The 18,462-nt window shown below is 74.3% G+C and carries 20 protein-coding genes; 6 read left to right on the top strand and 14 right to left on the bottom strand.

Features of this window, described 5'->3' with window-relative positions:
* Nucleotides 1-197 precede the first annotated feature (197 nt).
* From ACVCAH_RS29195 to ACVCAH_RS29245, 11 genes are read right to left on the bottom strand one after another with little or no spacing between them, the layout of a single operon-like run.
* Entirely contained in the window at nucleotides 198-725 is a 528-nt protein-coding gene (locus ACVCAH_RS29195; RefSeq protein ID WP_447139442.1) for a hypothetical protein, read from the bottom strand.
* Nucleotides 726-760: 35 nt separating this feature from the next.
* On the bottom strand, nucleotides 761-1,543 hold the full coding sequence (locus ACVCAH_RS29200) for a hypothetical protein (RefSeq protein ID WP_447139443.1): 783 nt from the start codon (nucleotides 1,541-1,543) through the stop codon (nucleotides 761-763).
* Nucleotides 1,540-2,781 carry an MCE family protein gene (locus ACVCAH_RS29205; RefSeq protein ID WP_447139444.1) on the bottom strand — a complete coding sequence of 414 codons (1,242 nt, stop codon included), beginning with the start codon at nucleotides 2,779-2,781 and terminating at the stop codon, nucleotides 1,540-1,542. Before ACVCAH_RS29205 ends, ACVCAH_RS29200 begins: the two co-directional genes overlap by 4 nt.
* Nucleotides 2,778-4,172: an MCE family protein gene (locus tag ACVCAH_RS29210; protein WP_447139445.1), complete on the bottom strand. Its 1,395-nt coding sequence runs from the start codon at nucleotides 4,170-4,172 to the stop codon at nucleotides 2,778-2,780. Before ACVCAH_RS29210 ends, ACVCAH_RS29205 begins: the two co-directional genes overlap by 4 nt.
* An 8-nt stretch (nucleotides 4,173-4,180) precedes the next feature.
* The gene (locus tag ACVCAH_RS29215) at nucleotides 4,181-5,425 is read right to left on the bottom strand and encodes an MCE family protein (protein WP_447139446.1); all 1,245 of its coding nucleotides are present in this window, start codon (nucleotides 5,423-5,425) and stop codon (nucleotides 4,181-4,183) included.
* Nucleotides 5,425-6,405 (bottom strand): MCE family protein, encoded by a 981-nt coding sequence (locus ACVCAH_RS29220; protein ID WP_447139447.1) that lies wholly within the window; start codon nucleotides 6,403-6,405, stop codon nucleotides 5,425-5,427. The genes ACVCAH_RS29215 and ACVCAH_RS29220 overlap by 1 nt, the downstream gene beginning before the upstream one ends.
* On the bottom strand, nucleotides 6,402-7,433 hold the full coding sequence (locus ACVCAH_RS29225; RefSeq protein WP_447139448.1) for an MCE family protein: 1,032 nt from the start codon (nucleotides 7,431-7,433) through the stop codon (nucleotides 6,402-6,404). The genes ACVCAH_RS29220 and ACVCAH_RS29225 overlap by 4 nt, the downstream gene beginning before the upstream one ends.
* The gene (locus tag ACVCAH_RS29230) at nucleotides 7,430-8,710 is read right to left on the bottom strand and encodes an MCE family protein (protein ID WP_447139449.1); all 1,281 of its coding nucleotides are present in this window, start codon (nucleotides 8,708-8,710) and stop codon (nucleotides 7,430-7,432) included. Before ACVCAH_RS29230 ends, ACVCAH_RS29225 begins: the two co-directional genes overlap by 4 nt.
* A 2-nt stretch (nucleotides 8,711-8,712) precedes the next feature.
* The gene (locus ACVCAH_RS29235; RefSeq protein WP_447139450.1) at nucleotides 8,713-9,516 is read right to left on the bottom strand and encodes an MlaE family ABC transporter permease; all 804 of its coding nucleotides are present in this window, start codon (nucleotides 9,514-9,516) and stop codon (nucleotides 8,713-8,715) included.
* A gap of 1 nt (nucleotide 9,517) precedes the next feature.
* Nucleotides 9,518-10,288 (bottom strand): MlaE family ABC transporter permease, encoded by a 771-nt coding sequence (locus tag ACVCAH_RS29240; protein ID WP_447139451.1) that lies wholly within the window; start codon nucleotides 10,286-10,288, stop codon nucleotides 9,518-9,520.
* Nucleotides 10,285-11,262, bottom strand: coding sequence for an ABC transporter ATP-binding protein (locus ACVCAH_RS29245; protein WP_447139452.1), 978 nt, complete (start codon nucleotides 11,260-11,262; stop codon nucleotides 10,285-10,287). The genes ACVCAH_RS29240 and ACVCAH_RS29245 overlap by 4 nt, the downstream gene beginning before the upstream one ends.
* Before the next feature lie 180 nt (nucleotides 11,263-11,442).
* Between ACVCAH_RS29245 and shbA the strand changes: the two genes are divergently transcribed.
* From shbA to ACVCAH_RS29265, 4 genes are all read left to right on the top strand, one after another.
* Nucleotides 11,443-12,024 carry an RNA polymerase sigma factor ShbA gene (shbA, locus tag ACVCAH_RS29250; RefSeq protein WP_447139453.1) on the top strand — a complete coding sequence of 194 codons (582 nt, stop codon included), beginning with the start codon at nucleotides 11,443-11,445 and terminating at the stop codon, nucleotides 12,022-12,024.
* Entirely contained in the window at nucleotides 12,021-12,815 is a 795-nt protein-coding gene (locus tag ACVCAH_RS29255) for an anti-sigma-D factor RsdA (RefSeq protein WP_447139454.1), read from the top strand. Before shbA ends, ACVCAH_RS29255 begins: the two co-directional genes overlap by 4 nt.
* Before the next feature lie 110 nt (nucleotides 12,816-12,925).
* A complete protein-coding gene (locus ACVCAH_RS29260) occupies nucleotides 12,926-14,008 on the top strand; it encodes a hypothetical protein (RefSeq protein ID WP_447139455.1) in 1,083 nt (360 codons plus the stop codon).
* A gap of 471 nt (nucleotides 14,009-14,479) precedes the next feature.
* Nucleotides 14,480-14,935, top strand: coding sequence for a GNAT family N-acetyltransferase (locus ACVCAH_RS29265; RefSeq protein ID WP_447139456.1), 456 nt, complete (start codon nucleotides 14,480-14,482; stop codon nucleotides 14,933-14,935).
* Nucleotides 14,936-14,974: 39 nt separating this feature from the next.
* On the opposite strand, the gene ACVCAH_RS29270 is transcribed toward ACVCAH_RS29265, so the two are convergent.
* The gene (locus ACVCAH_RS29270; protein ID WP_447139457.1) at nucleotides 14,975-15,547 is read right to left on the bottom strand and encodes a YdeI/OmpD-associated family protein; all 573 of its coding nucleotides are present in this window, start codon (nucleotides 15,545-15,547) and stop codon (nucleotides 14,975-14,977) included.
* A 2-nt stretch (nucleotides 15,548-15,549) separates the two neighbouring features.
* Nucleotides 15,550-15,960, bottom strand: coding sequence for a VOC family protein (locus ACVCAH_RS29275; RefSeq protein ID WP_447139458.1), 411 nt, complete (start codon nucleotides 15,958-15,960; stop codon nucleotides 15,550-15,552).
* Between the two features lie 61 nt (nucleotides 15,961-16,021).
* On the opposite strand from ACVCAH_RS29275, the gene ACVCAH_RS29280 reads away from it, so the two are divergent.
* Nucleotides 16,022-16,975, top strand: a complete 954-nt coding sequence (locus tag ACVCAH_RS29280; RefSeq protein WP_447139459.1) for a helix-turn-helix transcriptional regulator — start codon at nucleotides 16,022-16,024, stop codon at nucleotides 16,973-16,975.
* Nucleotides 16,976-17,058: 83 nt separating this feature from the next.
* Here ACVCAH_RS29280 and ACVCAH_RS29285 read toward each other — a convergent pair whose 3' ends face one another.
* Nucleotides 17,059-17,730 (bottom strand): HNH endonuclease family protein, encoded by a 672-nt coding sequence (locus ACVCAH_RS29285; RefSeq protein WP_447139460.1) that lies wholly within the window; start codon nucleotides 17,728-17,730, stop codon nucleotides 17,059-17,061.
* 282 nt (nucleotides 17,731-18,012) lie between these two features.
* On the opposite strand from ACVCAH_RS29285, the gene ACVCAH_RS29290 reads away from it, so the two are divergent.
* A complete protein-coding gene (locus tag ACVCAH_RS29290) occupies nucleotides 18,013-18,417 on the top strand; it encodes a DUF2267 domain-containing protein (protein WP_447139461.1) in 405 nt (134 codons plus the stop codon).
* The last annotated feature ends 45 nt before the right edge of the window (nucleotides 18,418-18,462 follow it).

Raw genomic sequence — 18,462 nt, forward strand, 5'->3', positions numbered from 1 at the left:
TGATCGACGTCGGCGAGCAACCACACCCCGATTTTCAGCCCGGCAGGACGCGCCGCAAGGGGCACGGGTGACTCAAATACGTTGCGGCCCGACGCCCGACGCGAGTCGCTGACTCTTGTCAGACGGATCGACCACGTGGGAGGGCGGCGGCGACGGCCCACTCCCCGCTGGACCGGGCCGCCCGCGCCGGGTAGCGGTCAGACCGCCGTCGCCCGGGTCACCTTCCAGTCGCCGTCGACCCGCTCCAGGGTGAGCACGACCCGGTTCTGGTCCACCTTCTCGCCGGCCGTGGTGACGTTGCGCCGGTACTGGTTCAGGTAGACCAGCAGCTCCACCCGGTCCGCGTCGGCGCTGACCACGCCGGTCGAGGTCACCTCCGCCAGGACCACCGCCTGCTGCTTGGCGGCGGTCTCCTTCAGCGTCGCCGTGGTCTGCGCGTACTCCTCGGCGAAGGCGCCGGTGGTGAAGGTCCGGGCGTTCGCCACGCTGTCGTCGAAGGTCCGGTAGTCGTAGGAGAAGATGGCCTTGGCGGCCGCCGGGGCGGTGGCGAGCGCCTGCCGGACCGCGGTGTCCCGCCGGTCGGCGGCGCGGTCGGCGTACCAGCCGGCGGTCGCGACGCCGGCCGCCAGCAGGATCGCCGTGACCAGCGCCGGGATCAGCCGGACCCGGCCGGGCCGCAGCCACGGGAGGCGGCCGGGCCGCGGCAGACGGGCGGGGATGCGCATGGGTCCTCCTCGGGGACGTCGGGGCGGCGTCGGGGTCATCCGACGAACTGCAGGCGGGACACGAGCCACTCGCCGGAGTCCCGGTCGCGGACCATGTCCACCTGGATCCGGTAGTGCGACGGCCGGCCCTCGGGCGCCTTGGCGTTCTTCACGGTGGCGTCGACGGCCACGATGACCACCGCCCGGTTCCGGTCACCGGAGACCACGCCGGCCCGCAGCACCGAGCCCCGCGAGTCGACCTTGTTCTCCACCACCGCGGCGCGGACCTGCGCCTGGCCCCGGGTGAACTCGTCCTTGAACTCGCCGGTCGCCCCGGCGACGATCCGTTGCAGGTCCCGGTCGACGCTGGCCGCGCTGACCGAGACGAAGTTGACGCTCGCCTGCCGGGCCGCGGCCAACGCCGCCTGGCGGGCCTCCTCGACGGCGTGCGCGGTGTACCAGCGGTGCCCGTAGAACCCGGCCGCGGCCAGGGTGGCGGCGAGCAGCACCACGAGCAGGCCGACGAGCGTACGACGGCGGGCCGGCGCGGCGCGCTCGGTGCCGGCCGGGCGGGGAGCGTCGTCGGCGGCCGGCGGGTCGTCGGCGCGCGCCGGGTCGTCCAGCGCCGTCAGGTCACCGGCGTCGTCCGGGTCGGTCACGGGCTCCTGGTCCAGCCGCTCCAGCACCGCCTCGATCGGCGATTCCGCACGGGACACGGGACGGCTGACCAGCCGGCGCTGGGCGGGCCGGCCGGGAACGCCGGCCTTGGCTCCCTTGATCACTTTCAGTGTGCGGTCCCTGCGGGTCTGCACGGGCACCTCCTCTGGTCTGCCGGTCACGGGGTCACCCCGGCGAGCAGCAACTGCTTCCACGACTGGTCGCCGGCCGTCCGGTACTGGCCGCCGGTGGCACCGAACTGCAACGGCCGCCCGTCGGAGCCGAGCACCAGGCCGGTCGCCGGGTCGTAACCCGGCCCGGACGCGCCGGCGGGCGGGGGGCCCGCGGCGGCCGGATCGGTGCCGCCGGGGCGCGGCGCGTTCGGGGCGCCCCGGACGCCGGCGCCGGCCGCCCGGTCCTGCGCGGTGCACTGCCGGCTGCCGCCCCGGTACACACAGGAGGGCGGGTTGTTGAGGTTGAGCACCAGGCCGAGGTGGGCGGTGCCGTCGCCCGGAGTGACGGTGAAACCACCGGCGACGGCGATCGGATACACCACGAGCAGCTGCTCGATGCCGGGCAGCCGCCGGGCGGCGATGCCGTTGACGGTCACCAGGTTGCCCAGCAGGGTGCCGATGGTCGGCTCCAGCCCGCGCAGCAGCGCGACGGCCTCGGTCGCGGCGGGCGGCCCGGCGGCGAGGACGCGCCGCAGGTCGGGGTCCGCGGCCCGGATGCCGGCGGCCAGCTCGGCCAGGCCCCGCGCCCACCGACGCAACGCCTCCGCCGACTCGGCCTGGGTGGTCAGCACGGTGCGGCCGTCGTGGATCAGGGCGAGCGTCTCGGGCAGCGCCGCGGTCGCGTCGGTGAGCAGCGCGTCCCCGGCGTCGAGGATCCGGGCGAGCGCTTCCTCGTTGCCGTGGAACGCGGTGCCGAGTTCGGTGATCAGCACGGCCAGGTCCTCGGGGCCGACCGACCGGACCAGCGCGTCCAGGTTGGTCAGCAGCACCTCGGGGGCGAGCGGAACCCCGGTGCGGTCGGCCGGGATCACCGACCCGTCACGCAGGTAGGGGCCGTCGTCGCGGTCCGGTCGCAGGTCGAGGTACTGCTCGCCGACGGCGGAGCGATGCGCCACCACCGCCCGAAGCTCGGTGGGTACCTGGACGTCCCGGTCGATCCGCAGGTCGGCGCGGACCCCCTCGCCGCGCAGGGTGACCGCGGTGACCCGGCCGACGGGCACTCCCCGGTAGGTGACCGGAGCGTTGGGGAAGAGTCCACCGGCGCGGGCGAGGTCGACGTGCACCACGTAGCCGCCGCCGAACAACCGGTCGCCGAGGCCGACGTAGCGGACCCCGACGTAGCCGACGCCGAGCAGGCTCACCAGCACGAACGCGATGACCTGGAGTTTCACGGTGCGCGTGATCATGGCAGCAGCCCGCCTCCGAGGATGTCGGTCAGGTCGCCGACGGCGCCGGTGATCGCGCCGGTCACTGGCAGGATGCAGTCGGCGGTGAGGATCGTGCCGGCCGGCAGTTTGGTGCCTTCGGGGAAGGCGGTCCCGGGCGGCACGATCCCCTTGGGCAGGATCAGCCCGCCGACCGGCACGGCCGAGCCGGGCTTGAGCAGCACGCAGCCCTTGGGCAGCAGGCAGTCCTTCGGCGGCGTCCAGGTCGCCGGGAAGTTCTTCAGGTCCGGCAGGCAGTCCAGCAGCGGCAGCTTCGGCCCGGACCCGGCGCCCGGGCGGGATCCGGGGCGCGACCCACCCGCCGCGGGCGGCCCGGCCGCGCCGGGGGCAGGCCGGCCGGCGGCCGCCCGCGTCGGCGCGGGCGCCGCGGCCACCAGGTTGGCCAGGATCGCGGCGGCGTCCAGGTCGGCGGTGACGGAGAGGTTGACGAAGTCCCCGACGATCGCGCCGGTCACGTTCGGCGGGAACGGGTACGACAGCATGAAGTCCAGCGACTTCGGCAGATCGTCCCCGGCGCGGACCAGCTGCTCCAGGATCGGTTTCAACGCCCGCAGACTGGCCAGGGTGTCGTCCCGGCTGCGGTTGACCACCCGGGTGCCGACCCGGCCGAGTTCGCCGAGCGCGGTCAGCGCGCTGGTCAGCTGGGCGCGCTGGCGGGCCAGCACGGTCACACCGGGGGCGAGCGAGTCGACGGCCTCGCCCACGACCTGCCGCTGCCGGGCGAGCCGGCCGGTCAGCCGGTCCAATGCCTCGACCGCCCGGACGATGTCCGCCTTCTGCCGTTCCAGCCCGCCGACGAATTCGTCGAGCTGGCGCAACGCGTCCCGGACGGCCGGCTCCCGGCCGTCGAGCGCCCGGCCGAGTTCCTGGTTGATGGTGCGCAGCTGGGCCAGGCCGCCGCCGTTGAGCAGCAGCCCCAGGGCGGCGAGCACCTCCTCCACCTCGGCGCCACGGGTGGTGCGGACCAACGGGATGACGTCGCCGTCGGCGAGCCGCCCGCGCTGCGGTTCGGTGGTCGGGGCGGCCACGGTGACGTACTTCTCGCCCAGCAGGCTGCTCTGCCGGACGGCCGCGGTGGCGTTGGCCGGCAGCTGGACCTCGCGGTCGATCCGCAGGGTCACCCGGGCGGTCCAGCCGGCGAGGGAGACCTTCTCGACGCTGCCCACGGTGACGTCGTCGACCTTGACGGCAGCCTGCGGCACCAGGTCGAGCACGTCGCGGAACTCGGCGGTGACCCGGTATCCGGGGCCGGCCGGGGCGCCGCCGGGCAGCGGCAGGTCGGTCAGCTCCGGCAGGCCGCAGCCGGCGGGCAGCAGCGCCACCACGAGGGCCCCCGCCAGGGTCCGTCGCATCCGGGCGGTCATGCCGGGCCCCGCAGGATGCCACCGAGGGTGCGGTCCAGGGTCCCGCCGGGGCCGCCCGGCGCCAGGTCGAGGGCCGGCCCACCGGGCTGGGTGGACGGAGGTTCACCCGGGGGGACCGGGCCGGCCGTCGCGGCGCCGGGCGGCAGCTTGAGCAGCTTGCGCAGCTGGTCGGTCATGGGCAGGCCGCGCGCGTGCAGGGTCTGGGCGAGCGCGTGGCAGGTGGCCGGGACCTGTTTCGCGGGCAGCTGGTCGACCAGGAGCGAGCAGGCGAAGCCGGCCGGGTCGTACGGGCCGGTGGCGTTGTCTCGGGTGTCCAGGGTGCCCGACCGGGGGTTGTAGGCCAGGGCGAGGTTGTTCAGCGCCAGCGGCGCGACGTCGAGGATCTCGATGACCGCCTCCTGCTGGCGGACCAGCACGCCGGTGATGTCGGCGAGCGCGGCGACGTCGGCGGTGAGCAGCTGCCGGTTCTGTTTCACGAAGGCGGTGACCTTCTCCAGCGCGACGGCGAGGTTGCGCAGCGCGGCGGAGAGTTCGTCGCGCTCGCCGGCGAGCTGCTCGGCCACGTCGGCCAGTTGCCGCTGGAAGGCGCGGACCTGCTGGTCGCTCTCGGCGAGGGCGGTGGTGAACCGTTGCAGGTTGCCGACCGAGCCGAAGAGGTCCTGCCGCCCGTCGGACAGGGTGGACAGCGCCCGGGACAGCCCGTCGAGGGTGTCGCGCAGGTGCTCGCCGTTGCCCTCCAGGTTGGCCCGGCCGGTGGCGACGAGGTCCGACAGGGCGCCGTCGGCGTTCGCCCCGTCCGGGCCCAGGGCGCGGTTGAAGTCGTCCAGCGCCCGGTAGATGTCGTCAATCTCCATCGGGGCCGCAGTGCGGTCCACCGGGATGGCGGCATCGTCGACGAGCGTGGCGCCACCGGCGTACGCGGGGGTGAGCTGGACGTACCGGTCGCTGACGACGCTGGGCGGGACGATCACCGCCTGCGCGTCGGCCGGGACGTCGACGCCCGCGTCGTAGCGCATGGCGACCTCGACGGTGCGGCCGCGCGGGGTCACCGCGACCACCTCGCCGACGCGGACGCCGAGGACCCGGACGTCGGAGCCGGGATGCACGCCGACGGCGCGGGTGAAGTGGGCGGTCACCCGTCGCTGGGGCGGCTCGTGCCGGGCGACCACCACGGCGGCGGCGACGGCGGTGAGCAGGACGGTGGCGGCGGCGACCGGCCGGCGCCAGCGCTGGGCGGCCATCAGCGGCCGCCCGTGGGCACGTACGGCTGCACCAGCCCGTGCACGTAGGAGTCGAACCAGCGACCGTTGCCGACCACGTTCGCGAACGCGGTGACGAACGGCGCCATCTTCGCGATGCTCTGCTCCAGGTCGTCGCGGTTGCGTTGCAGCACGACGATGACCTCCCGCAGCTGCCGCAGGGCGGGGTTGAGCTTGGCCCGGTTGTCGTCGACCAGTCCGGACAGCTGAGTGGCGAGGTCGTTGGTGCCGACCAGCAGCTTGTGGATGGCGTCGCGGCGGCGGCTCACCTCGGCGAGCAGCGCCTCGCCGTCGGTCACCAGCTTGCGGAACTCCTCGTCCCGGGTGGCGAGCACGCCGGTCACCTCCCGGGCCCGGGTGAGCAGCGAGCGAAGTTCCGCGTCGCGGTCGGCGACGGTACGGGAGAGCCGGGACAGCCCGCCGAGCGCGGAGTCGACGCTGGCGGGGGTGTCGGCGAAGGTCTCCGACAGGGTGGCGAACGCGGCGGCGAGCTGGTCGGTGTCCACCTTGTCGAGGGTGTCGGCCAGCCCGGTGACCGCCTGGACCACGTCGAACGGGGCGGCGGTACGGTCGAGCGGGATCTGTGCACCCTCGGGCAGCCGCCCGGCTCCGGCCGGCGACAGCGCCAGGTACTTCTGGCCGAGCACGGTCTTGATCCGGATCGTCGCGCCGGTGCGGTCGCCGAGGCGTACGCCGTCGTCGTCGAGGCGGAACCGGACCCGCACGTACGACCGGCCGTCGCGGGCGAGCTCGACGGCGGTGACCTTGCCGACGCGCACCCCGGCGACCCGCACCTCGTTGCCGACGGCGAGGCCGCTGGCGTCGGTGAAGGCCGCCTGGTAGGCCCGGCCGGTGAACGCGGCGAGCCGGTCGAGCTGGAAGGCGCCGAGCAGCGCGGCGACGATCACGGTCAACCCGACCACGCCGGTGACGACGGGGTTGCGTTCACGGAACGGTTTCATCGGCTGCCTCCGGTGGCGCACCGGGCGGCCGGCGCGCTGAACGTGACGGGGTTGAGGGTCTGGCCGGCGGTCGACACCCGGCCGTCGAAGTCGCAGAGGTAGAAGTTGAACCAGGAGCCGTACGAGGCGACCCGGGTCAGCGACTCGTAGCGCTCCGGCAGCCGGCCGAGCGTGCTGTCGATGACGGCGGAGTTGCGGTTGAGCGTGCCGGCGAGCTGGTCCAGGGCGCGGATGTCCGCGGCGAGCGGCGGCCGGGCCTGGCCCACCAGGGACGAGGTGGCCTCGGTGAGGTCGCCGAGGTTGACCAGCGCCTCGCCGATGGCGGTCCGGTCGGCGGCCAGCCCGGAGACGAACTCCTGAAGTTGGGTGATCGTCCGGTCGAGGTCGCGGTCCCGGGTGGCCAGGGTGGTCAGGACGGTGTTCAGGTTGGTCACCACGCGCCCGATGACGGCGTCCCGGTCGGCGAGGGTGTTGGTCAGCGAGGCGGTGCGTCGTAGCAGGCTGGCGACGGTGCCACCCTCGCCCTGGAGCACCTGGATGATCTCGTAGGCGAGCTTGTTGACGTCCTCGGGGCGCAGCGCGGTGAACAGCGGCCGGAAGCCGTTGAACAGCACGGTCAGGTCCAGCGCCGGGGTGGTCTGCGCGATCGGGATGAGCCCGTCCGGCCGCAACGGCCGCCCCTCCCCCGGCCCTTCGGTCAGCGCGACGTAGCGCTGCCCGACCAGGTTGCGGTAGCGGATCGCGGCCCGGACGCTGGTGGCGACCGGCACGTCGGTGGTGACGGTGAAGGCCACCTCGGCGACGGTGTCGTCGACCACCCGGATGTCCTCGACCCGGCCGACCCGGACGCCGGCGATGCGGACGTCGTCGCCCGGCAGCAGCCCGGTGACATCGGTGAACCGCGCGCGGTAGCTGACGCCACCGGCCGGGAAGGCGCCCAGGGTCTGCGCGAGCAGCCCGGTCAGCAGCAGCGTCACCGCGGCGAAGATGAGCAGCTTGACCAGCGGGGAGACGGTCCGGGCGGTCATCGGGCGTTCACCACCGCTCCGCGCAGCAGCGGCCCCCAGAGCAGCACCGCGATGTCGGGCACCTCCGCCGGCAGGGTGCCGGTGAGGGCACCGACCAACGGCTTCACCAGGGCCCGTTCCTGTGTGGTGGCGGCCTGACCCATGGCCGGGGTGGCGCCGGCGGCCGGGGTGGGCAGGCCGACCGGCAGGGTGACCCGGGGCCGGCCGCCGGAGTAGTCGTAGCCGTCGTCGATCGGCTTCTCCGGCGCCGGTTGGGCCGGTCGGGGCAGGCCCTGGCAGTGCGGCCCGTCGTCCGCGCCGTAGACCGGCTCGTCGCGCCCGCGTTCGTACCGGCCACCGTCGCGGGTGACCTCCAGGGTGATCCGCATCCGCCCACCCGCGAACACCTCCTCGACCCGGGGTTGCAGGGCCACCAGGCCACTCATCAGGCACGGGTACTCGGGGGCGTAGGCGGCGAGCAGTTCGAGCACCGGCCGGCTCACCGCGCCAAGCCGGATGAGCTGGTCGTCGTGCCGGTCGAGGAAGCCGCGGGCCACGTCGGCGGCGTCCGTGGTGTCGGCGAGGAACGCCGCCAGCTGGGTCCGCTGGTCGGTGACGGTCCGGGCGGTGACGCTGACGTCGCGCAGCAGCGCGAGCAGGTCCGGCAGCGCCGCGTCGTAGCTGTCCAGCACCACCGCCAGGGCGCGTACGTCCGCGGCGATCGCCGGCATCGCCGGGTTCAGCTGTCTGAGGTACGCGTCGAGCCGGGCCAGGTTCGCGCCGAGTTGGTCGCCGCGGCCCTCCAGCGCGGTGGCCAGGGCGCCCAGCGTGGTGGCCAGCTGGTCGGGTCGGATCGCCTGCAGCAGCGGCAGCGCCTCGTCGAGCACCCGCTCCAGTTCCACCGCGGTGCGGCTGCGGTCCTGGCTGATCACCGCGCCGTCGCGGATCGGCCCGGCGGTGCTGGCCGCTGGCGGGACGAGTTCGACGTAGCGTTCGCCGAAGAGCGTCTTGGGCAGCAGCCGCGCGGTCACGTCGGCCGGGATGCGGGCCGCGCTCGCCGGATCGAGGGCCAGCCGCAGGGTCGCGCCGTCGCCGGTGCTGCGTACCGAGCGCACGTCGCCGACGAGGACGCCGCGTACCTTGACGTCCGCGCCGTCGCCGAGTTGCAGGCCGGCGCGGTCGGCCTGCAGGGTGACCCAGGCGACCGGGGTGAAGGCCTTCTGGTACTGCAGGACGGCGGCGGTCAGCGCCGCAGTCAGCACGGCGACGAAGACGATGCCGAGGATGCGATGCCTCATGGTCACCCCGCGATCCGGACGGTGGTCGTGGCGCCCCAGATGGCCAGCGACAGGAAGAAGTCGACGATGTTGACGGCGACGATGGCCAGCCGGACGGCGCGGCCGACCGCGACGCCGACGCCGGCCGGCCCGCCGCTGGCGGTGTAGCCGTACCAGCAGTGCACCAGCATCACGATCACGCTGAAGACCAGCACCTTGCCGAAGGACCACAGCACGTCCACCGGCGGCAGGAACAGGTGGAAGTAGTAGTCGTAGGTGCCGGCCGACTGCCCGAAGTAGAAGACGGCGATGGCGCGGGTGGCCAGGTAGCTGGAGAGCAGCCCGACCACGTACAGCGGGATCACCGCGATGAACCCGGCGATCATGCGGGTGGTGACCAGGAACGGCAGCGACGGCACGCCCATCACCTCGAGGGCGTCGACCTCCTCGGAGATCCGCATGGCGCCGAGCTGGGCGGTGAATCCGCATCCCACGGTGGCCGACAGCGCCAGCGCCGCCACCAGCGGGGAGATCTCCCGGGTGTTGAAGTACGCGGAGATGAAGCCGGTGAAGGCGCTGCTGCCGATCTGGTTGAGCGCCTGGTAGCCCTGCAGGCCGACCTCGGTGCCGGTGAAGAAGGTCAGGAAGCAGATGACGCCGACGGTGCCGCCGAGCACCGCCAGCGCCCCGGAACCGAAGCTGACCTCGGCGAGCAGCCGCACCACCTCGCGCTTGTAACGGCGCACGGTGCGCGGCGCCCAACCGAAGGCCCGCAGGTAGAAGGCGAGCTGTCCGCCCAGGTCGTCGAGCTGTCGCAGCACCGGCACGTCAGCTTCCCTTCTGCGGTACGACCTGGAAGTACACGGCCGTGACGAGGAAGTTCAGCGCGAACAGCAGCATGAAGGTGATGACCACGCTCTGGTTGACCGCGTCGCCGACCCCCTTCGGGCCGCCCCGGGCGTGCATCCCCTGGTAGGACGCGACCAGGGCCGCGGTGGCGCCGAACAGCAGTGCCTTGACCTCGCCCACCAGCAGGTCGGGCAGTTGCCCGAGGGCCTGGAAGCTGGCCAGGTACGCGCCGGGGGTGCCGCCCTGCATGACCACGTTGAACAGGTAGCCGCCGGTGACGCCGACGACGCTGACCAGCCCGTTGAGCAGGACGGCGACCAGCATCGAGGCGAGCACCCGGGGCACCACGAGGCGGTGGATCGGGTCGATGCCCAGCACCTGCATCGCGTCGAGTTCCTCGCGGATCTTGCGGGAGCCCAGGTCGGCGCAGATGGCCGAACCGCCGGCCCCGGCGATGACCAGCGCGGTGACGATCGGCCCGGCCTCGCGGACCACGGCGAGCACCGACGCGGCGCCGGTGAACGACTGGGCGCCGAGCTGCCGGACCAGGGAGCCGAGTTGCAGGGCGATGACCGCGCCGAACGGGATCGAGACGAGGGCGGCCGGCAGGATCGACACCGAGCTGATGAACCAGGCCTGCTGGATGAACTCGCGGACCTGCACCGGCCGGCGGGGCAGCGCCCGCAGCGTGTCGAGGCAGAAGGCGAAGAAGTGGCCGGACCGGCGGACCGCGGCCAGCGGGGCGCTCATCCGCGCACCTCCCCGGGCGCGACCAGGTCGGCCGCCGGCTGGTCCGCGAAGGACCCGGGCGGCGGGGTGACGCCGTGCTCGCGACACCACTGTCCGGGCGGGCGTTCGGCCCGCCGGGGCCGGCCGTCGGAGGGCTGCAACTGGGTCGGGATGGGCGGCAGCGGGGGCAGTTCCACGCCGGCCCGCGCCTCGGCCTCCAGTTCCTCGGCGTCCTTCTCCTCGGCCATCCCGATCGGCCCGATCCGCTGGGCGTTGAGGAACTGCCGGACCACGGGTTCGGTGCTGGACAGCAGCATCTCCCGGGGGCCGAACATGGCCAGGTGCCCGTGGTAGATCAGGCCGATGTTGTCCGGCACCGTCCGGGCGGTGTTGATGTCGTGGGTGACGATCAGGAACGTCGCCTCGGTGCGCTGGTTGAGGTCGATGATCAGCTGGTTGAGGTACGCGGTGCGCACCGGGTCGAGCCCGGAGTCCGGCTCGTCGAAGAGGATGATCTCCGGGTCCAGGACGAGCGCGCGGGCCAGGCCGGCGCGTTTGCGCATCCCGCCGGAGATCTCCCCGGGCAGCTTCCGTTCGGCGCCGGTCAGGCCGACCATGTCCAGCTTCTCGGCGACCACCGCCCGGATCCGCGCCTCGCTCTTGCGGGTGTGCTCGCGCAGCGGGAAGGCGACGTTGTCGTAGATGGTCATCGAGCCGAACAGGGCGCCGTCCTGGAACAGCACGCCGAACAGCTTGCGGACCTCGTACAGCGCCCGCTCGGAGAGCCGGGGCAGGTTGTGTCCGGAGATCCAGATGTCGCCGCGGTCCGGGCGGAGCAGCCCCACCAGGGTCTTGAGGAACACCGACTTGCCGGTGCCCGACGGGCCCAGCAGCACCGAGATCTCGCCGGCCGGCAGCGTCAGGCTGACGTCGGACCAGACCGGCTGCCCGCCGAAGGACTTGGTCAGTCCCTGCACGGCCACCTCGACGCCCACTCGCGGTCCCCTCCCCTTGGTGCTGTTACTTCGGACATCGCTGCGGCCCGGCCGGGTGCAACAGATCTCCTGCGATTTCTTTCCGGTACGGGAGAGCTACTCGCGGTGAGCTAGGCAAATGCCGGCCGGCTCGCTACCGTGCCCGTTAACCGGCCGGTAACGAAGGTGTCCCGCGACGCGATGACCACAACGATCGATCCCGAGCTCGTCCGGCGGGCCGCCCAGGGCGATTCGAGGGCCATGGCGGCCCTGCTCACCGACGTGCGCCCCGGGCTGGTGCGCTACTGCCGGGCCCGGCTGGGGCGCATCGGCGGCGCGTACACCACGGCCGACGACATCGCGCAGGAGATCTGCCTGGCCGTGCTGCGGGCCCTGCCCCGCTACCGCGACCAGGGGGTGCCGTTCTCGGCGTTCGTCTACGCCATCGCCGGGCACAAGGTGGCCGACGCGCAGCGCTTGGCGGCCCGGGCCGCCGCGGTCACCGCGGCCACCGACGCCCCGATGGACACGCCGGACGCCGAGCCGGGCCCGGAGCAGCAGGCCGTCGCCACCGACCTCGCCCGCCGCCTGTCGGCGTTGTTGGACCGCCTGCCGGACGCGCAGCGGGAGATCGTCGTCCTCCGGGTGGCGGTCGGCCTGACCGCCGAGGAGGTCGGGGCCATCGTGGGCATGTCCGCGGCCGCGGTCCGGGTGGCCCAGTCCCGCGGCCTGGCCCGCCTCCGTACCCTGGCAGGCGACACACTCGACGAGGTGGCGGCATGACCGAGCACAGGCCCGACGGGGCCGAGGAGCTGGACCTGGCGACCATCGCCCGGGACGACCAGTTCCTCGACGCGCTCGGCCGGGGCGAGCCGGCGCCGGCCGGCGACGACCTCGCCGCGATGCTCGCCGCCTGGCGCGCCGACCTCGACGACGACGGCGAGCCGGTCCTCCGGCCCGCCGTGGACCTCCCACCGGCACCGCCGGCACCCCGGCCCGTGACGGCCGGGCGACGCGTCCTGCGCCTCGCGGCCGCCGTGGTCCTCCTCGTGGCGATCGCGAGCGGGCTCGGTGTCGGCAGCCGGAACGCCGGGCCGAGCAGCCCGCTCTGGTCGTTGACGAAGGTGCTCTACCCGGAACAGGCGCAGGTGCGCTCCGTCGAGGACGCCATCGACCGCGCTCGGGCCGCGCTCTCCGCCGGCCAGCCGGCGGAGGCCGCGCGGCTGATCGAGCAGGCGCGCGACGACCTCACCGCCGTCGACGACCCGGCGGTGGCCACCCGGCTGCGCGCGGAACTCGACGCGCTGCACCGCGACCTGCTGGCCGCGCTGCCGCCGCCGCCCGCGCCCGCCACGGCCGTCCCGACGCCGAGGGCCCCGACCGGAGACGGGTCCGCCGCGCCGGCCCGCCCCACTCCCGCCGGCGCGTCGCCACGGCCGTCGCCACCGGCCGCCGACCAGCCCACCCTCCCCCGGATCCTCCCGTCGTTGCCGGGCCTCCTGCCCACGGGGGGCCTGCCGACGCTGCTGCCGTCCCTGCCCGGGTTGCCGCTGCCCACCGCCCCGCTGGGCTGAGCACGCACTCACCCGCCGCTCTTCGGCGGATGTCGATTTCTCGTGTCCGGCCGCTCACGGTTCGGCACAATCAGAGCTGCCCGGAAGAGGACTCCTCGGAGGTGCCCGTGGTGCGGCGTCAGGGCCGGCTCGCTCGGACGGTGCTGCGTGGGCTGCTGCTGGTCGGTGGCGCCCTCGGCGGGTGGGGCGCGTACGACGCGCTCTCCGCCGACGCCGCGCACGCCGCCGCCCGCCCCTGCCTGCTCGGTGAGCTGCTGGACGGCGTGGGCGAGCTGCTCGGCACCCCGGTCCCCTGCTCCCCGCCCGCCGACGACGCGAGGAACGACGCTCCCGACGCCGGGGCGGCGCACCGACCCGGCACGCCGCGGCCACCGGCGCGTACCGGGCCGGACGCTCCGGCGGCCACGGGCGAGCGGCCGGCGAAGCCCGCCGCACCGGTACGCCGCGGGACGCCCACCCCCGCCTGGGACGCGGCGCCGGCGGTGGAGCCGGCCGCCGAGCCGGCCACGCCGGTGACCCGTCGGGGCGGGGACGCCGCGCGGCCGGTCGAACGGAAGCCGGCGACGGCTGGTCCGCTCGAACCGGTCGGCACCGCCGTCCGCCCGCTCACCCGGCCGGTCGCGGCATCCCTGGCTCGGGTGCTCGGTCCGACGAAGCCGGTCGTGGCGGCGTTGACCCCGGTCGTGGCGGCGTTGACTCCGGTGCTCGACCTGGCCGAGCCGGTCGTGGCGGCGCTGACGCCGGTGCTCAACGTCGTCCAGCCGATCGTCGGTGGGCCCGCCGCTCCCCGGACTCCGCCCGAGAGCGCCGCCGACGTCCGTTCACCGGCGTCCGCACGGGTACCGACGGCCACCGCGCCGACCACGAACGCCCGCGCCACCCCCGCTCCGCCGGTCGGGGACGCCTGGTCGTCCGCGCCGACGTGGCGGCCGTCCGGCGGCGGCGAGGCGGCGGACGGCGCCGCCGGAGCGAGCCACCGACCCCCGGCCGGCGACGCGAGCCACACCTACCAGGGGACGCCCGTCGGATGCGGCAGTTCGGTCGGCAACGGCGCCTCCGGCGGCTGGACCGGCACCGCGGACGGCGCGCTGCCCTGGGCCTGGCACCCGGACCTGGCGGCACCGGGCGGCTATCCGCCCCGCTGCGACGGGTTCTCCCACCGCTCCGGCCGACCGGACACCAGGCCCGCCTGACCGGACGACCGACGAGGGTCGGACAGCCACGACGACGCTGCGCCGGGGCGATTCCCCCACCGGCACCCCGCCCGCATCGTGATCGTCGTAGTCCCGCCGCACCTCGTCGGCCACGGCGTCGGCACCGCCCGGCTAGCGGCCCGAGTCCGGGCCGGCGGGCACCGACCCGAGCCGATCCGACCGAACCCGACCCGGCGCCCAGGCGCCGGGCGCGGCCCCTGCAACGTCACCACCCCGAGTGCCAGCGACTCCGGCCGGCGCTCCGGTCCCCCGCCCCGAACGGGAACCGGATCCACCGGACCCGCAGGCTCAGCCCCGCACACCTGTTGGAAGGAGAGCTTGTGAAGAAGACCCTGCCGGTCGGACGTGCCCGCTGGTGCGACGTCGCCGACATCGTCGACCTCGTCGTCGGCGCGCTCGCCACGAGCGCCACCGGCGCCTGGCTCGTGCCCGACACCCCATCGTCGCCGGATGGTGCTCAGCGCCGTCACCCGGATCTGGACCGAGCACGCGCTGCTCTTCGGCGAGGCGTACCTCGCCAGCGACCGCTCCGCCGCCGCCGTCTGGTTCCACCGCTACGGCCCGATCCCGCCGCCGCCCGGTTACGGCGAGCGGCTCGCCGTCGCCTGCGGCGACTACCTCGAGCGGTTCCTCCGCCTCGACGAGGTGCTGGCCGCCCACCGGCCCGCCGGTCCCCACAACCACCTGGCGTTCTTCGCGGTCGCACCGCGGCCACCCCGCGCCAACCCCGCCGGCGCGCTGCTCGCCACCAGCCACGCCTGGATCGACTCCAGCTCGCTGCCCGCGTACACCGAGGCGACGACCCTCGCCGACCGGGACCTCTACACCCGGCACGGCTACGTCGCCCACGGGTCCTTCCCGCTCCCCGACGGCACCACCGCCTACCCGATGTGGCGCCGGCCGTGACGCCCGGCGGGATCCGCCCCGCCGGTACGTCGCCGCCGATCACCGCTGCGGTGCGCCCGCCGCTTCCAACGTCGCCAGCGCGCGCCGCAGCGCCCCGGCCCGTGCCGCCGGAGTGCGCGCCTTGAGCAGCGGCAGGAACACCGCGTACCGGTCGCTGCGGCCGAGGGCCTGGTAGGCCGCGCGGGCCCGGTCGTTCGCCGCGAGCGCCGTGGCCAGGTCGTCGGGCACGGCCGCGGTGCGTTGCGGGGCGTACGCGGCCGCCCAGCGGCCGTCGGCCTTCGCCGCCGCGACCTGGGCCCGGCCGGCGGGGCGCATCCGGTTGGCCGCCTCGAGCGCGGCGACGCGCTCGACGTTGACCCGGGACCACGGGCTGCCCGGCCGGCGGGGCGAGTAGCGCTGCAGGTAGTGCGTGGCATCCAGGCGGCGGCGGTGGCTGTCGATCCACCCGTGGCAGATGGCCACGTCCCCGGCCTCGGTCGCGGTCATCGTGGCCGGGCCGCTGCCCTTGCGCGCGATGGCCAGCCAGACGGCGGGCCGGTCCGCACCGTACGCGGTGAGCCAGCGGTCCCACTCGTCGACGTCGGCACAGCGGATGATCTCGATGTCGTCCACGATCAGGCCTTCCCGGCGAGGATCTCGACGTAGTGCGGGTTGTACATGACGCCGAGCAGGTTGCCGAACGGGTCGACCACGGTGGCGGTAACGAAGCCCGCGCCGCGGTCCTGCGGCGGCTCGTGCTCGGTGGCGCCCATGGCGAGCAGCCGCGCGACCATGGCGTGCACGTCGTCGACGTGCCAGTACAGGACGACGCCGCCGGTACCGGCGGCCGCGCCCGGCGGCCGGTAGCGGCTGTCGACGAGGCCGAGCTCGTCCTGGTGGTCGCCGAGCCGCCATTCCGCGTAGCCCTCGCGCAGGAAGTACGGCTCGAAGCCGATCAGTTCGGTGTACCAGGCTCTGGCCGCCGGCCAGTCCGTGGCCCAGTAGCTGACGTTGGCCAGGCCCCGCAGTCTCGGTGTGTCGGTCATGACCCCACGCTAGGGCGGATTGCGGAACACTTGGTTCCTCGATCTGACGGAGAATCGGGGAATGTTGGAAACCTCGGCGCGGCTGCTTCGCCTGCTCTCCCTGCTGCAACAGCGGCGGGACTGGTCCGGCGCGGAGTTGGCGCAACGGCTGCGGGTCACCACGCGCACGGTGCGCAACGACGTCGACCGGCTGCGGCAGCTCGGCTACCACGTGCGGTCGACCACCGGGCCGGCGGGCGGCTACCGGCTCGGCGCCGGCACCGCGCTGCCGCCGCTGCTGCTCGACGACGACGAGGCCGTCGCGGTCGCGGTGGGACTCCGCGCCGCCGCGGCCGGCACCGTCACCGGCATCGAGGACGCGTCGCTGCGGGCACTGACCAAACTGGAACGGACCCTGCCGGGCCGGTTGCGTCCGCGGGTCGACGCGCTGCGCGGGGCGACGGTGTCGGCGGCCGGCGGCGGGCCGACGGTCGACGCCGACACGCTCACCACGATCGCGGCGGCCGCGCACAGCCACGAACGGCTCCGGTTCACGTACGCCGGCCACGACGGGCAGGCCAGCCAGCGCGACGTCGAGCCACACACCCTCGTCTACACCGGCCGCCGCTGGTACCTGCTGGCCTGGGACACCGACCGCCGGGACTGGCGCACCTTCCGCGCGGACCGGGTGCGTCCGCTGCCGCCGACCGGGCCACGCTTCGTACCGCGGGAGCCGCCCGGCGGTGACGCCGCAGCGCACGTGCTGCGCGGGGTCCGGTCGGCGGTCTGGACCTACCAGGCGCGGATCCGCCTGCACGCGCCGGCCGCCGTGGTGGCCGAACGCAGCACCACCACGTCGGGTCAGATCATCCCGCTCGACGAGGGCACCTGCGAGCTGGTCACCGGCACCGATTCGCTGACCGACCTGGCCATCTACCTGGCCAAGTTCGACGTGCCGTTCACCGTGCTCGAACCGCCCGAGCTGCGGGCGGTGCTACGCGAGCTGGCCACCCGATACCTCGCCGCCGCCGGGTGAGACGCGCCGCCCGCCCCACCGGCGACGAGGCCGGCTCGCACCGCCGCCGGCGATCCGGCGACGTGCGAGCGGGCACGCTGCCCTCAGGAGGCGCAGGTGTTGAGCATGCTCTGCAGCGCGGACTTCTCCGCCGACTGCAGGGTCAGGCCCCAGCTGTACTTCACGGTGATCCACATCTTGCTGTACGTGCAGCGGTAGGACGACAGCGGCGGCTGCCACGTCGACGGGTCCTGGTCGCCCTTGGCCTGGTTGACGTTGTCGGTCACGGCGATCAGCTGCGGCCGGGTCAGGTCGTTGGCGAAGCTCTGCCGCCGGCTGGTGGTCCACGAGCTGGCACCGGAGCGCCACGCCTCGGCCAGCGGCACCACGTGGTCGATGTCGACGTCCGAGGCGGCGTACCAGGTCGCGCCGTCGTACGGGCTGTACCAGCGACCGGAGGTGGCCGCGCAGGAGCTGTCCACGACCACGGAGGTGCCGTCGCGCTTGAGGACCTGCTCGCGGGTGTTGCAGCCACTGACCGTGATCCAGTGCGGGAACAGGTCCCGGGAGTAACCGCTGGTCGAGCCCTGCGCCGCCACGGTCAGCGCGTTGAGCTGCGACTGCGCGGTGGCCTTGGACGGGATGCCGGGCGGGGTGGCCGACGCGGGCTGGGCGGCCACGGCGACCAGCCCGGCGCCGGCGACGACGGCAGCCGCCGCGACGGCGACAGCTCGCCTGGCTGGAGGCGACGGGGCGAAGAGTCGGGGGAAACGCATGGGGGAACCTCCTCGGCATCCACAACGGACAGTCACCGTGGTTGATGATCATGTCCATCGAACATGGTGCCTATGGGAGCCGCGCGACGCAACCACGAGATTTCGACCAGATGGTTGCCACGCGATGAATTCGTCAACATTCCGGACAGCGGACGCCCGCCCGACGCCTGTCGGGTCCGGCGGAACGGCGCGGGGTGCGGCACGGCGGGCGGGCCGCTCGGGCTGTTTGCCGGGCGGGTATGCGGGTAGACGCCGCTGTCCACGCAGAGAAAGGCCCGGCAGGTGGAGAACAGCGAGTTCATCGACTCGGTGGCGCGACGCTTGCGCACCTCACCGGAGCAGGCGACCGCCATCACGCGCGCCACGCTCACGACCCTGGCCGAGCGGATCGACGGGGGCGAGGCGCGGGATCTGTCCGCCCGGCTCCCCGAGGGGCTGCGAGCGTACGCCTTCGCGCCGCGGGACAAGGCCCAGCGGTTCGGGCTCGACGTGTTTGTCCAGCAGGTCAGTGGCCGGGCCGAGGTGGACGGGGACCTCGCCAGGGCCGGCATGCGCGCGGTCTTCGACACCCTTCGGGAGGCCATCCCGGCCGGGGAGTACGACGACGTCATCACCCACCTGCCGGCCGAGTTCTGGGACCTCACCGACTCGGCGGGGCGGTACGACGGAGAGACCCGCCGGGGCTGACCCCGTGGGCGTTGCGGGCGAACCGGCTCTCCGCTCCCCGGCAGC

Source organism: Micromonospora sp. LZ34, assembly GCF_052981855.1.